A 15,216-nucleotide genomic window follows, 5' to 3' on the forward strand; every position below is an offset into this window, starting at 1 on the left:
TATTAGGCACGCCGCCAGCGTTCGTCCTGAGCCAGGATCAAACTCTCCAAATTGGTGTTTGACTTGCTCATAACTTTTATCGCTATATTTGCTCATCCCGAAGGATTTGCAAGGCAGTTATTACTCGTTGTTCAGTTTTCAAAGAGCAATCTTTTCTTTCGTGTCAACCGCGTATTTCGTATCGGCGACTTTTATAATATATCACGTTTGCCTATCTCTTTGCAAGTACTTTTATTCGTTTTTCGACATTTTTTTTAAAATGTCGTTTTCGCGATTATGTATCCTGTAAAAGCGGCGAGTACTAATATATCATCTGATACTAATATAAGTCAAGCATGTTTTCTACTTTTTATTTTAAACAAAAGAAGCGCATGCCTGCCTCTATAAACATAGGGCATGACATGCGCTTCTACTATTATAAACGGTTGAATCATTAGCTTGTTTTCACGTTGTTCATATATCGAAGTTCAAGCGCACCTATATCTCCTGCTTCATTCATAACAGCAACCTCACGAATGTACTCCCGCTTTACAAGCTTCTGAAGAACAAGTGATAAATCACCATGCAAAATATTTAATGTGGAGTGTGATTGCAGCTCCGCAATACTCCAAGGCTCTTCGCGACTGCCAAGTATATTAAATAATAACGCGCAGCTTGTTTTCATTTTGCTCATAACGGAAAACTCGCAGCCAAGCATAACTAATTGTACTCGTTGCTCCAATGTTTCTGGGCTTACCGTTAGCTCCTCGTAGAGCTTATATATTCCTGGGTGAACTCGCTTCAGCTGTTTCCACACGGTTAGCTCAGGATGCCTTCCTTCTTCTATAAGAACGATATGAGCCCAATGATGCAAGGCTGTCAGCACATGACTGTATGCATCCAACAAATTACCATCCAATAGATCCTGCTTTGCTTGTAAATACGTTCTTAAGAAACCCGTAAATTCAGCAAACTGCTTTTGCTCCCGCATTGAAGCAGGAAACTGAAGCAGACGTTCACGAACACTGCTCAGATAGCCGTCGCGATCCACCAAGATCTCCCCCCGAACTAGCCATTCGATAATATTGCGGTTTTCGCCACCAGACAACCATTCACTCAATCCATTCGAATCAATCGTTCGAATCAATACCCGTTGATCCTCGATTTGGACATGCTCCGTATCATTCCGCTCAATCTCTTCATTCATTACAACAAGTACTAATGAATCTAATCCATCAGCTAAAGGATTATAAGGATATGGGTTTTCAATAACAGCCAAACCGATTAAATGAGGTTCATCTCGATAGCTGTCCGAGAAGTACGCTTTTATATGTTCCACTGGTTCCTCCATATAGCTAATCACATTTTATTACGCTATAATAATATTCTACAGTTTTATTCTTTTTCGACAGGTTGGAGGCACATTCCTGCTTACTAACTCAGAAACTGTTTCAAAATCATAAGTCATTGGTCATAGGAAGGGTATGAATACATGAATAAGTTCTTTTTCAAGTCAGCCAAAATCAATGAATTCCGTCTATGGGGACTCGTTTTCACCCTTGTTGGCATGGGAGTCATGATACTCGGAACAGCCGGCATTGTTTTTTGGGGACAAGCAGGCAAAATTATTGCTGCTATCTTCATGGTAATCGGCATGATCTCCTTGTTAATCAGCGTAGCCGTTTATTTCTGGGCTGGCATGATGTCAACAAGCGCCACAATGCTTCAGTGTCCAGAATGCTCGCGTCCAACCAAGATGCTTGGAAAAACAGATCGTTGTATGTATTGCAAAACGATACTTACGCTTGATCCTGCACAAGCAACAACTACTCCTTCTGAACAGCAAGTTTAACCTATAGTGAATATACGGTTGATTCTTTCTTAGGAAACAACCTTTATTCTACTAAGAAGGTAAAAAGCTAATAAAACCAACTTTTGATCGCAGCATTATAAAAATAAGAAACGCCTCCTCCATGTCTTCACATGTGAGGAGGCGTTTCTTATTTAACATTTATAAATGAATTATGGCCTAAGCTTAAGAAAATCGTCGATAGATTTCCAAATAGCTTCCGTTTGGAACGCACGCTGCCATGTTGCTACACCCGCTAAATCATATTTACGCGCAAGCGCTACTCGAGCTTTAATGGATACTTCATCCTCAATCCATATTCGCATCAAATTTCCGTCTTCCGTATATTCCACGTAATTCTGACCTGCTTTTGCATCAAACACTGGCTTAAGTTTCTTAGTCGTAATAATCTCATTAACCTTCTTCATGCCTACTGCCTTTGAGGAAACGTCTATTTTACCGTCTTCCCCTTTTTTTTCAGTCCATATCCGGGTATACAGAGGCATGCTTAAAATAATTTTACTTGCTGGTACTGCATCCTCCTGCATGATACGAACAAGAGAACTCTCTGTCCAAGGCAGCGATGCTACCGAACCCGATTTTGGACTCGCAGCCCAATGCTCATCGTAAGCCATGACCATCATATAATCTACAACATTGCCAAGCGCTGCACGATCAAGAAACAGCGACCACATCTCACTATTCGACTTGGGCGTTACATCCACGGAGACAACCAAGCCTTGCTCGTGTAAAAGCGGAGTCAGCTCCCGAACAAATTGTACAAAGTTAGCTTTATCCGACGTGTGTACATTTTCAAAATCTAAATTAATCCCTTGCAATCCATATACTTGAGCAAAGCCGATCAGCTGCTGTATCATCGAGAACCGAGTTTCCACTGACGCTAATGCCTTTGTCGTTCGATCAGGCTCGAAGCTATTGCTGAACAGCGCCCAAATCTGCATCCCTTGCTGATGTGCCCATTTTACATATGCGGGATCAGCCTTGCCTTTTATTGTTCCTTTGTCGTCGGCAAGTTCAAACCAGGTTGGACTTACGACATTTACTCCCTGCATCGGCGCTATTTTGGCAGTATCGATTTTCCGTTGATAAACAGCTTCCCATGTCATATTAATTTTATTGCCGAGCACCTTCCACGCAATAAATGGAGGTTCTGACGCCTGCTCGGGCATTTTCTCAATAGAAGTAAGCTTCACATCTTTTTTATTCATAAAACCGATGATGCCTTCGCTGTTTTGAACAAGCAGCCAACCTTCCTGCTCTTTCCAAATTCTTATTGACTGTGATTGAGGAACTTTTTGAACAAAAGGCGCTCGAATAGTCGCTTTGGTTCGAATAGCCGCCCCTTTCTCAGGTGTAGCCTCAGCGAGCTGAACCATGTCTCCTGCATTCAGCAGCGTTACTGTGCCTGTCTCTTTTACGAATTCTACTTTCAGCCCATATAACTCCTCCAAAGGTTCTGCAGGAATATAGACCGTATCATTAGACGTTTCTGCAGTAATCGTTAGATCATATGGTTTTTGGTTGATAGTCGCCGTTAAAGAATCCGTCTTGAGGTGAAGCACCTTATTGGCAGTTGTCAAAATGATTGAACCTGAATCAGGCTCATATCTTATAGGCTTGTCCGCTCCTAATACCTGCTCCAGCACCGAAAGCGGCAGCTTAACTTCATCATTTTCGATAATAGCTCCTTGCTCCGCTTCAACGCCTTGAATAAATATAGGATGCTCTGACTTATAATTTGGTTCTACCTTTTCATTGTTTGGAATAAAACGCATATATCCATACCAACAAAAGACAGCTATTACTCCTAACAAAAACAACAATATTATGCTCCGAACACCTCTGTTGCCTTTTCGGCGTGGCGCTCGGTTGTACATCGTTTCCAAGTCATCACTCTCCTGTAATGTTAACTTCAAAATACTATTCGACTATTAAAAAACGTGCAGATTAGCGTTGTATCGCTTCCCGGCACGTTCTTGTAGGCATAACGCCAATTATTTCGCTGATTTAGTATTGCAAGTCGAGCAAACACCGTAAATTTCCATCCGATGTCCTTCAACCACAAAACCTGTTACACGTGACGCTGCACGTTCTACCTCAAGCAGCGGTGGATAATTAAAATCGACGATTGAACCGCAATTTTTGCAAATGGCATGGTAATGATCGGATAAATCCGAATCAAACCGGCTTGAATCATCGCCATAAGTCAGCTCACGCACTAATCCAGCTTCTACAAATAAACGCAGATTGTTATATATGGTAGCTACGCTCATGCTCGGGTAAACTGGTGAGAGCGCTTTATAAATTTCATCTGCAGTCGGATGCGACATCGAGTCCATCAAGTAGCTTAATATGGCGTGACGTTGCGGGGTCATTCGGACGCCATTCATCTTCAGTTGCTCAAGTGCTAAGTTAACGCTGGCTCCCATTCCCCTCACGCCCTTCCTTAAAGTTATTAAAGCTATTGTACGTTCTTATTTAAGAGTTTGTCAATGAAAGCGCCTTTTTAGGATAGTCCAAATTGCTTAATTGCAATGCTGTTCGTAGCATTAATCTGAATCCTGAAAGTGCCGTCGCCAATAGTGCCTCTTATCGTTTTCTTACTTACTTCAAGCGGCAAATCGGACACAATATTACCGAAAGTTACCGATCCATACATCGTAAAATGAGCATTCGCCGGTATTGCAAGCTTTACCTCTCCGACGGAGCTATCGAGATCCCAATCTCCGCTAACTTCAGCACTGCTTAGTTCAATGTTCCCATTCAGCGTATCCGCTTTAACAGAACCGCCTGCACCGTCCATTTTGATTTTCCCGTTTTTTGTTTCTGCTTCAATGTTTCCATCAATCTGCTTGATCTCCAAACTGCCATTGAGTGTATTGGCATAAAGCTTACCTTCAATAGAATCTGCAGTAACCGTACCATTTTTTGTTTCAAGACTGGTATCACCGGTTATGCTTTTCACATTAATTCCGCCATTATTACCTTTGACGGAGATAGGACCTTTAATGTTGCTTACGGAAACAATTCCGCTATTGCTTCGGAGCTCAAGGCCGCCTGGCAGCGTCAAATTCATGACTTCAATTGAACCATTGCCTGATTCAACTTTCATCTTTAATACAGGCTTCTGTTCCTCAGCATTCTGAGGCGGTTGTTCAGATTGACCATTTAAACCTGCATCTGTATCCGTAGGCTTTTCAGTTGCGGACTGATCGTTCAAATCAACATCAGATGCTCCCGCATCAACTTCTTCGCCAATCGTATCAATACTTTCCGAACCCAAGGATAACGGTGTTTCTGTAGGCTGTTGATTAACCTCAACCTGATCAGACAAAGACATTGGTACGGTAATAATCATATTCATTCTCGGTTTTCTGCTGCCGTTAGCGCCATAGGTTTGACCCTTCGCCTCCAACGTTACTTCAGCGCCTGGATTAATTTTGACGGTTGATTGCTCTGCGATCGCATCAGCCTCCGTTTTGCCTGGCACATCAACCCATACAGCAGTCAAAAGCTCTATTTCCTGTACGTCACCCGATCGAATGGTTACTTGCCCATTGGGATTAACAACACGAATGAGAGAAATCGCTTCATCTAAAGGAACCTTAATGATGGTCTTCTCATAATGAAATCCTTTCTCTTCTCCAAATTCTGCTGCCCCGTTCAAATCAACATTAAATTGATCCAGCCAACGATAAGGAATATCCGCGTATTGGGTCACAACGTAAGCGGTCAACGAAATCGCAACAGCAATCATCGCGCCTCCAATATCAAATCGAAGCTTTTTTTCTATGTCTTTAAACTTTATGCTGTATAGAATGATTTCTAAACCTAACAATATAAAAATAACCGGCCACCATTGACCAAGCAATGAAATATCATTCCGTCCTTGAATTTGATCCCAGAGAAGCAATCCTCCCACGACCAATACCAGTGCCGCTGCTGTAAAGCGTCCCAGCTTAAACATAGTAACTCTTCCTTTCCTTGAACGTGACAGCAGCAATATTGAAGCGATTATAATAATCGGGCCAACACATAACTCCGCTAGTTCATTCATCCAGGGTAAAATCGCTTGTGGAGGCTTCACTAAAATAAGCATGACGCTTCCCGCCGCCAAAAGTAAAATACCATGTGTGCGATTCAGTGCAACGGGGTTGTTATTATCGACATCCGCGCTTTGCAAGGAATCAAACACGCTAATAAAATAAAAGATAGGAAGCATAATACCTAAATAAACGATCAACAGCAAATGTCTGCCGCCATCTGAATCGGCTAACCTTACAATCGCCGTCAAATCCAGCCAAAAGGCCGCAATTAACAGTAAGCCTTTCGGATGCTGTCCCGTATACATATGTCCTGCTCCTGGCATAGCAAATGCGAATAATACGGTGAGAAGTCTATTTTTTATTCGTTTTATTCTGAGCTGACCCAACGTACACCCTCCAAGTGCTTTATATTATCGAGGAGCACTAACAATGCTTCTGATTTAGGCAGTGTAATATACACCTGCAGCAAAATCTGCTCGCCTTCCTCTTCACCCTCGCATTCTTCCAGCAGCATTTTTCTCATGATGATTTTCCGATCAGTCAGTAGGCTATTTAATTCAAGCATAGCTTGAGATAAATTATTAGCTTTTATTTTGAGCAAGTGCTCTTTCTTTGCACTAATATACCTTTTTTCCAGCTTATTAAACGCCCATAATGTTACAAGAACCATGATCGTTGCGGTAGCTGATGCAAAATAAAAGCCTGCTCCGACTGCTAATCCAATTGCAGAAACGACCCATAGGGACGCCGCTGTCGTTAAACCCGTTATTGATTTTCCGGTAAATAAAATAGTACCTGCACCTAGAAATCCAATGCCTGTAATAACTGCGGCTGCAAGTCGCGCTGGGTCAACCCGTACGTTAGGCTCGTCGACAAATGCTGAGAAACCGTACATGGATAGCAGCATCAACAAGCAAGAACCTAAACAAACTAGAATATTCGTTCGAAGTCCAGCAGCATGATTCGACTGTTCTCGCTCGAAGCCAATAAGTCCGCCCAATAGCAAGGCAAGCAGCAGCCTTAATAAAATATGAAGTTCACTAATATACCAAGGATTATGAAGTGTACTTAGCAGCATAAACAATCCCGACCTTTCTATATTCGCTATTGTAACATAATTGTATGCAGCGTATGGAGCTTACAGGTCTTCTGTCCAGAGTGATGTTCAAAAAGAAAGACGCGGTTCATCATGTTGATGAACCGCGTCTTTTTGCGTGCAACTGCTCTTATTTCAAGCGCTCTACAAGCAGCTTATTCACGAGTGCAGGATTTGCTTTCCCTCTTGATTCCTTCATAACCTGACCAACAAGGAAACCAATTGCTTTATCTTTACCTGCTCTGTAATCTTCAACAGATTGCGGATTTGCTTCAACGATCTGGTTAACGATGGCTTGAATAGCGCCTTCGTCACTGATTTGAACGAGACCCTGTTCCTCTACAATCTGCTGTGGTAGCTTGCCTGAATCCAGCATCGCTTTAAATACCGTTTTGGCAATTTTACCGTTGATTGTGCCTTTCTCAAGCAAACCAATCATTTCACCTAGGCCTTGTCCAGTAATTTTCACATCGGTAATTTCTTGACCGTTGGCATTCAAATAACCAAGCAAATCACCCATGATCCAGTTCGATACGGATTTGGCATCCTTCGTGTAGGAAAGGCTCTCCTCGAAGAAATCAGCAAGCTTCTTAGATGAAGTAATAACTTCAGCATCATAGGAAGGTAAGCTGTAATCAGCCGTATATCTCGCTTTGCGCGCATCAGGCAATTCTGGAATTGTCGCACGAATGCTTTGCTTCCAATCTTCACTAATATGAAGCTGTACTAGATCCGGGTCCGGGAAGTAGCGATAATCATGTGCTTCTTCTTTGCCGCGCATAGAGAAGGACTTACCAAGTGCATCGTCAAAACGACGAGTCTCCTGAATGACCTCACCACCGCTGTCGAGAATTTCCGCTTGGCGGAACTGCTCATACTCAAGGCCGCGCTGAACGCCGCGGAAGGAGTTCATGTTCTTAAGCTCCGCACGTGTACCAAATTCCTTTTGTCCGTATGGACGAAGGCTTATATTTGCATCACAGCGCAAGCTGCCCTCTTCCATCTTCACATCAGAAACGTCGCAATACTGCATGATGGCTTTGATTTTCTCGAGGTATGCTTTAGCTTCCTCAGGTGTACGAATATCAGGCTCTGATACGATCTCAATTAGCGGCGTACCTACACGGTTGAAATCGACAAGTGATGCATAACCGCCATCGACGTGAGTCAATTTGCCTGCATCCTCTTCAAGGTGCAGCCTTGTGATCCCAATTCGTTTGGTTTCTCCGCCCACTTCAATATCAATCCAGCCATGTTCACCAATCGGTTGATCGAATTGCGAAATCTGATACGCTTTTGGCGAATCGGGGTAAAAATAGTTTTTACGGTCAAACTTGCTGATATCTGCAATTTGACAGTTCAAAGCCATTGCCGCTTTCATTGCATATTCAACGGCTTGGCGATTCAATACCGGCAAAACGCCGGGATGTCCAAGGCATACTGGACAGGTATGGGTATTCGGCGGCGCGCCGAAAGCCGTAGAGCAGCCGCAAAAGATTTTACTGTTCGTATGCAGCTCCACATGGACTTCCAGCCCGACAACCGTCTCGTATTTGTTCGGTTCAGACATTCGTATCGATCCCTTCGTAAACGTATATAGATCCGCTTATAGCTGCGGACGTTGTTTATGATGCTCTGTATGCTGCTCGAACGCATGAGCGGCGCGCAGCACCGTCGATTCGTCGAACGCTTTCCCGATAATTTGCAAGCCAATCGGCAAGCCATCTGCCGTTCCACAAGGAACGCTAATGGCAGGAACGCCAGCCAAGCTTACCGGTATCGTACAGATATCGTTTAAATACATCGTTAATGGATCTCCAACTTGCTCTCCGATTCGGAACGCAGGTGTCGGAGCCGTAGGTCCGATGATGAGATCATATTGGCTGAACACTTGGTCAAAGTCCTGCTTGATAAGTGTACGCACCTTCTGAGCTTTCAAATAATATGCGTCATAATAGCCAGAGCTTAGAGCATATGTTCCAAGCATAATCCGGCGTTTTACTTCAGCGCCAAATCCTTCGCTGCGGGATTTCTTATACAAATCAATGAGATTTGCAGGATCTTCCGCACGTACACCGTAACGTACGCCGTCGAAACGAGCTAGATTTGACGATGCTTCCGAGGAAGCAAGCAAATAGTAAGTAGCGATTGCATACTCCGTATGCGGAAGTGAAACCTCTTCCCAAGTCGCGCCCAGTGATTCGTATACTGCCAGCGCTTTAAGTACCGCTTCTTTCACACGCGGATCAATACCAGCTCCTAGGTATTCTTTAGGCACACCGATACGCAGACCTTTTACATCACCTGTAAGAGCTGCTGTGTAATCTGGAATATCCACATTCGCTGATGTAGAGTCGCTTGTGTCGTAACCAGCAATGGCTTGCAGCACAAATGCGGAATCTTCAACATTTTTGGTAAGCGGACCGATTTGGTCTAAAGAAGATGCAAAAGCAACAAGTCCAAAGCGTGATACTAGGCCATATGTTGGTTTGAGGCCAACGATACCGCAATAAGCAGCTGGCTGACGAATCGAGCCGCCAGTGTCGGAGCCAAGCGAGAAATAAACTTGTCCAGCAGCAACCGAAGCTGCCGATCCGCCGCTTGAGCCGCCTGGAACATAATCCGTATTCCATGGATTGCGAGTTGGATAGAAGCTGGAGTTCTCGTTGGAACCGCCCATCGCAAATTCATCCATGTTCAACTTGCCAATCGTTACCGACTGAGCTGCTTTCAGCTTGCGAACAACAGTGGCATCATAGATAGGATTGTAATTGCTTAAGAACTGACTCGCACAAGTGGTCAGTAGACCTTCAGTCACAATATTATCCTTAACACCCGCCGGCAATCCAAACAATAAACCTTGGTCGCCGCCTTCTTGCAATTGCTTGTCCAGCTCGGAAGCCTGCAAGCGTGCATTCTCTTCATTTAATGTAATAAAAGCCTTAATAGCAGGCTCAGTTTCCGCAATTCTCGCAAATGATGCGCTAACCAGCTCAGAAACAGACAGTTCCTTATTGTTAAGCTTGTTATGTACATCCTGCAGGCGCAAATCAAACAGTGCCAACAGTAGTTCCTCCCTTCAAATTAAACCCATTCGTATTATTCAAGCACCGCAGGTACTTTAAATTGTCCATCTTCTTCATCAGGCGCATTGAGCAAAACCTTCTCGATCGGCAGCGACGGGCGTTTCTCATCCGCGCGCGTTACATTCGTTATAGGGAGCACATGGCTGGTTGGCTCAACATTTTCCGTGTCCAAGCCTTCTAGCTTTTCCGCATATTTCAAAATCGCATTGAGCTGGTCCGTAAACTGATCCTTCTCCGAATCGGATAGCTCTAACCGCGCAAGTCTTGCTACATGGTCTACATCCTTAGGTGAAATGCTCATCAGGTATTCTTCCTTTCCTATTCCTGTAATCATTCTTCCTATTATATCTCACATACAGGGAGAACATCAATGTAAACGGCAAATCACTTCTTAATTTCCACATAAAAGGAACTGGATCTCCAACAGAAGAGTTGGGCGTAAAAGCAATCGTTTATCAAACAAACAAAAGCAGCCCACTCTCACAACTTAAGCTGTTGTGAGGCAGGCTGCTTTTTAGTTTTAGAGAATCAGGTTCTTACTGAAATGCTCTAGATGACCGTTAGCATTATTGCTCTTTAATCTCATGGTCGATGCTCGCAGTCTGAATATCTTCATACGCCCAGTGCTTCTGCGAAACGTCACTCCATTGTTGATCTGCTCCTGCTAGAGGAGATCTGCCCTGCTGTCTATTGAATATGACAACAGCTTCTGCTCTCGTAAGAACGCGGTTTGGCGCAAATGTACCATCCTTATATCCGTTGAAAATTCCTGCTGCAGTCCCCTGATCAATGGCTGTTTGTGCCCAGTGCCCATTAATGTCAGAGAAGCTTTTGCCGCCGGTTTCAATATGCTCCATCAATCGATTAATAATAACAGCCATTTCCGCACGAGTGATCGTCTGATTTGGTTTGAAGCTGCCATCTGGATAACCAACCATTAAACCCAATTCGGTAATAATTGCAATGTATTTTGCAGCCCAATGCTCAGCATCAACGCCCGTGCTGCTCACGGAAGATAATTCAGCTTCCTTGCCCAGTATGCGAACAAGTATCGCTGCCATTTCAGCACGTGTAATCCCTTTCTCTGGTTTAAAGCTTCCGTCCTGATGACCAATAATATAAGCTTTGACTTCTTTATGATCTGGAACTTCAACCGGATCAGGCTTATCGGGCTTTGGCGTCACGTTGCCGCCCGAGTTGTTGCCTGAATAACTGGATCTCGTTGGATCCAACGGATAATAATCATCCTTATCATTGACACCATCTCTGTCCGTGTCTGGATCTTTTGGATTCGTTCCAATTGCTTTTTCTTGCTCATCCGTCAAACCGTCGTTGTCGTCGTCTGGATCAGTCGAATCTGGAATGCCATCTCCATCTGTATCCAGCTCACCGTTTACTTTGCCCGGCTTAGAAGCATCCGTTGGGAATGGATCGTCCTTATCGTTGATTCCATCCTTGTCGGTGTCTGGATCTTTCGGATTTGTACCTAGTTTAGTTTCTTGCTCATCCGTCAATCCATCGTTATCATCGTCTGGATCAATGGAGTCTGGAATACCATCTCCGTCTGTATCCAGCTCACCGTTTACTGTACCCGGCTTAGCTGCATCCGTTGGGAATGGATCGTCTTTATCGTTGATTCCATCTTTGTCGGTGTCTGGATCTTTTGGATTCGTACCTATTCTCGCTTCTTGCTCATCCGTCAAACCGTCGTTGTCGTCGTCTGGATCAGTCGAGTCTGGAATGCCGTCTCCGTCTGTATCCAGCTCACCGTTTACTGTACCCGGCTTAGCTGCATCCGTTGGAAATGGATCGTCTTTATCGTTGATTCCATCTTTGTCGGTATCTGGATCTTTTGGATATGTACCTAGTTTAGTTTCTTGCTCATCCGTCAATCCGTCGTTGTCGTCGTCTGGATCAGTCGAATCTGGAATACCATCTCCGTCTGTATCCAGTTCCAAATCTGGCTCCGTGGTAAAGGTCCATACTAATTTATCAGAAATACCCGCATAGCTGTTTCCGTCTTTATCCTTCAAAGCTCCAGCTGCAATTAGGACGTAATATTCTGTATCTGGCTCCAAATATTCGACCTTAGGCCCATTGCCAGGTTGCGGGAGGATTGGAGGATTGATCGTTACCGTATTTCCCGATATCTCGACTCCCATTTCTCCGATACTCACTTTATGGACAACGCTATTGTCAGACTTCTTTCTAATTTCAAAGCTCTTGCCGTTTACTCCCTGAACATTTGTGCTAAACGTCAGTTTTAGAGCTGTACTCTGAGAAACACTATTTGACCCTCCGGCAGGTGAGTACGCTGTAACCTTCAGTTCGTTTTTTTCCGGAGCAGCGCCTGTAGTGAAGTTCCAAGTTGTCTTGTCTGCAATACCTGCGTATTGTGCACTGCTGGTCGTGCTTTTCAGTGCTCCCGCTTCTATTTGAACATAGTAAGCAGTATTGTATTCCAAATAATTCCCTGGAGCATCCGGTACCATTAGGTAAGGATTTATCTTTACTTTATTACCCGATACATTTACATCACTTATGCTGCTAATTTCAAAAGTATGAGCAATGCTGTCATCGGATTGCTTCTTGATAAAAATCTTTTTACCCGGAATCACTTGTACATTCTCGCTAAAAGTTAGCAACAAATCGGAGTTAGTGGCAACTGCTGAAGCATCATCAACAGGCGATAAAGACGTGACAGTTAGTGCCGAAACACTCTTTGCTGTCTTGAAGCTCCAGATCGTCTTTCCTGTAATGCCCTTATACGTATTGCCAGCTTTGTCCTTAAAGGCTCCATCATCAATTAGAACGTAATAGCTCGTATCATTGGCTAAATTAGCTGACAGTTTAATGGTCGCCTTAGTTCCTGCTAGTGTCAATTTTGTAGTATCGTTAGCCGCAATGGTTTCAACAACACTATCATCACTTGCTTTGCGGATGCTAATGTTTTTGCCCGCCATCGCTTCCACGATCTCACTGAAAGTCAGCTGCAAACTCGCATCTACCGCCACATCAAGAGCATTATTCGCTGGTGAATATCCAGTAGCTATAGGCGCCGTTGTGTCTGGTGCAGCTTCTGTTTTAAAAAACCATATCTTTCCTGGCTCGCCCATATACATTACGTTTTCGTTCATTAACTGAATGAATTGGAACATGCCATCAAAATCATTATTGTATATGTCCTGAAACGCACCTTTATCCATGAGAATATAATAATAGGTATTGTTTTTCATGTTTTTCGTTGGATTAATGGTAACTTTGTTCCCAGAAATCGTTATTTTGCTCGTATCTGTTGAAGATATTTCTTCTAGCAAAATTGGAGCCGTTGGATTTGTTCCATCCGGTGTGGCTCTGCCCGGTTCAAAAATCTTTATTTTCTTGCCTGTTCCAGCCTTCACATTTTCGTTGAACGTTAATGTCATGTCCGTACTGATGGAAACATCCACAGCTGCTTTCGCGGGTACAAATGTTGTAGCCACCGGGCCGAATGTATCTGCTGCCTTACCCGTTTTGAAATGCCATGATTCGGTAACTGTATCCTGTACTTGACCATCATGAATTTCGACATCAGCTGATAATCCAGCATAGCCGTTCCCTGCAATATCCGTAAAAGTAGATCGTTCAATCCTCACAAAATAATTCGTCTGATATTCCAGATCCGCTGCTGGATTAATCGTTGCTACATTATCCAAGACTGTTACCTTTGTCGAATCACCTGCATCAATTGTTTCTACTAACGTTGCATCGCTTATTAAGATCGGATAATCTGGTCCGTTAATCATTGATAATTCCCGAGGTTTCCAAATCGTTATCTTTTTACCCGCCAATGCCTTTACTTTCTCATCAAACGTTAATTTAAGATTAGTATCCACACCAACATTCTGTGCACCTTTAACAGGAGTTAGTGCTGTCGCAACAGGTACTTGGTTATCTGCTGGCTCGGATGGTTCAGATGGTTCAGCATCCAACGCAACAGCAACAGGAACCATAAAGGTTCCGACCATAAAAGGTCCCGCACTGAGCTCAATTGTTTTGTCGACCGTATTTGTCGTTGTATTAATAACACTCATATTGCTCGAGCCATAATTAATCGTGTACGCTTGAAGACCATCTTTGGAAAGGCCGATGACGTAAGGGTTAGCATCAACATTTATGGTAGCATCCACTTTAAGGGTTGCCGCATTGATTACTGACACAGAGTCATTATAGCCATGTGCTGCAAATATCTTACTGCCATCAGGACTAACTTCTGTTGCAGTTGTCTTGCTGCCAACCGGTATATCCGCTTCGTGAGTTTTTGAACTCGTATCAATTATGTTTACGAAATTAGTTACTAAGTTAGCCACATAAACCTTTGTGCCTGAGGGATTAACCGAGAGTCCGTAGAGTTCCCCCTCAATGGTAATTTCCTTCACAACTGTTTCGCTTATTATATCTATAATGGTAAGTTTTCCGGTTCTACTAGTAACATAAAGATCATTCCCAACCAATGCCATCGCTATAGGCGTAGCTACGGATATTCTTTTCTCCTCTACAAGTGAGGCTGTATTTATAACTGAAATCGAGCTTCCTGAGTCATTTGCCACATAAGCTTTACTTCCATCCTTATTAAAGGCAACGCCATGAGGCTGAACTCCAACTGGTATGGTCGCGATTACCTCATCCTTCGCCGGATCAATAACCGAGACCGTATTGCTTGCTCTGTTGGTTATGAACACCTGCTTCTGATTGGGGTTGATCGCAGCGCTGTTCGGTTGGTTTCCTACCGTGATTTTAGCCTTTTCTACAGTCAGATCCGATAGATTAACAACATCGACAGTACCATTGATAAAGCTTGTAATATACGCTTTTTTAAATACAGAAACTTCTCCAGCTCCAGCCGCATTTACCTTTCTCCCATCCTCCATAAACAATGACGAGCATAGGTTGACCATCAGCGCGAATAGAATCATACTGATTATCTTCTTGGACCTTACTAAACTAAGCATATTTTTGACCTCTCTCCCACCGTGTGATTGGCTATTACCATGTTTGGAAGAATCTTATCAAGTAGAACTCAACAAAATCTCACAATTCGTCACAACATGTCGAAAAAACAAAAAAAGAACAGAGGACACTCCTCTGCTCTAATGGTTT

The 15,216-nt window shown here is 43.5% G+C and carries 10 protein-coding genes; 1 reads left to right on the forward strand and 9 read right to left on the reverse strand.

The annotated features are described in order from the left end of the window. Positions 1-433 precede the first annotated feature (433 nt). Complete coding sequence (locus tag AC1DM9_RS20005) at positions 434-1,318, reverse strand: nucleotidyltransferase-like protein (RefSeq protein WP_441876898.1); 885 nt, start codon at positions 1,316-1,318, stop codon at positions 434-436. Between the two features lie 153 nt (positions 1,319-1,471). Here AC1DM9_RS20005 and AC1DM9_RS20010 point away from each other — a divergent pair, with 153 nt between their 5' ends. Beyond that, positions 1,472-1,831, forward strand: coding sequence for a YgzB family protein (locus AC1DM9_RS20010; RefSeq protein ID WP_076271895.1), 360 nt, complete (start codon positions 1,472-1,474; stop codon positions 1,829-1,831). 170 nt (positions 1,832-2,001) lie between these two features. On the opposite strand, the gene AC1DM9_RS20015 is transcribed toward AC1DM9_RS20010, so the two are convergent. The 8 genes from AC1DM9_RS20015 to AC1DM9_RS20050 form a co-directional block, all read right to left on the reverse strand. After that, positions 2,002-3,624, reverse strand: coding sequence for a glycosyl hydrolase family 18 protein (locus AC1DM9_RS20015; protein WP_477581810.1), 1,623 nt, complete (start codon positions 3,622-3,624; stop codon positions 2,002-2,004). A gap of 219 nt (positions 3,625-3,843) precedes the next feature. Beyond that, the gene (gene perR / locus AC1DM9_RS20020; protein ID WP_076271893.1) at positions 3,844-4,278 is read right to left on the reverse strand and encodes a peroxide-responsive transcriptional repressor PerR; all 435 of its coding nucleotides are present in this window, start codon (positions 4,276-4,278) and stop codon (positions 3,844-3,846) included. A 77-nt stretch (positions 4,279-4,355) separates the two neighbouring features. After that, positions 4,356-6,281 carry a DUF4097 family beta strand repeat-containing protein gene (locus AC1DM9_RS20025; RefSeq protein ID WP_477512796.1) on the reverse strand — a complete coding sequence of 642 codons (1,926 nt, stop codon included), beginning with the start codon at positions 6,279-6,281 and terminating at the stop codon, positions 4,356-4,358. Then, entirely contained in the window at positions 6,263-6,973 is a 711-nt protein-coding gene (locus AC1DM9_RS20030; RefSeq protein ID WP_076271891.1) for an MgtC/SapB family protein, read from the reverse strand. Before AC1DM9_RS20030 ends, AC1DM9_RS20025 begins: the two co-directional genes overlap by 19 nt. Positions 6,974-7,121: 148 nt before the next feature. Continuing rightward, positions 7,122-8,561, reverse strand: a complete 1,440-nt coding sequence (gatB, locus tag AC1DM9_RS20035; RefSeq protein ID WP_339207443.1) for an Asp-tRNA(Asn)/Glu-tRNA(Gln) amidotransferase subunit GatB — start codon at positions 8,559-8,561, stop codon at positions 7,122-7,124. 36 nt (positions 8,562-8,597) lie between these two features. After that, positions 8,598-10,055: an Asp-tRNA(Asn)/Glu-tRNA(Gln) amidotransferase subunit GatA gene (gene gatA / locus AC1DM9_RS20040; protein WP_076271889.1), complete on the reverse strand. Its 1,458-nt coding sequence runs from the start codon at positions 10,053-10,055 to the stop codon at positions 8,598-8,600. A gap of 35 nt (positions 10,056-10,090) precedes the next feature. Then, the gene (gene gatC / locus AC1DM9_RS20045; RefSeq protein WP_477581813.1) at positions 10,091-10,378 is read right to left on the reverse strand and encodes an Asp-tRNA(Asn)/Glu-tRNA(Gln) amidotransferase subunit GatC; all 288 of its coding nucleotides are present in this window, start codon (positions 10,376-10,378) and stop codon (positions 10,091-10,093) included. Positions 10,379-10,643: 265 nt separating this feature from the next. Continuing rightward, positions 10,644-15,068, reverse strand: a complete 4,425-nt coding sequence (locus AC1DM9_RS20050; protein WP_477581815.1) for an Ig-like domain-containing protein — start codon at positions 15,066-15,068, stop codon at positions 10,644-10,646. Positions 15,069-15,216 lie beyond the last annotated feature (148 nt).

It is taken from the genome of Paenibacillus sp. 01T431 (genome assembly GCF_056398625.1).

Bases quoted from the DNA above. Each gene is read 5' to 3' on its own strand.
- gatB (WP_339207443.1), bottom strand. From the start codon at position 8,561: ATGTCTGAACCGAACAAATACGAGACGGTTGTCGGGCTGGAAGTCCAT.
- perR (WP_076271893.1), bottom strand. From the start codon at position 4,278: ATGGGAGCCAGCGTTAACTTAGCACTTGAGCAACTGAAGATGAATGGC.
- AC1DM9_RS20030 (WP_076271891.1), bottom strand. From the start codon at position 6,973: ATGCTGCTAAGTACACTTCATAATCCTTGGTATATTAGTGAACTTCAT.
- AC1DM9_RS20010 (WP_076271895.1), top strand. From the start codon at position 1,472: ATGAATAAGTTCTTTTTCAAGTCAGCCAAAATCAATGAATTCCGTCTA.
- gatC (WP_477581813.1), bottom strand. From the start codon at position 10,378: ATGAGCATTTCACCTAAGGATGTAGACCATGTAGCAAGACTTGCGCGG.
- AC1DM9_RS20015 (WP_477581810.1), bottom strand. From the start codon at position 3,624: ATGCGTTTTATTCCAAACAATGAAAAGGTAGAACCAAATTATAAGTCA.
- AC1DM9_RS20050 (WP_477581815.1), bottom strand. From the start codon at position 15,068: ATGCTTAGTTTAGTAAGGTCCAAGAAGATAATCAGTATGATTCTATTC.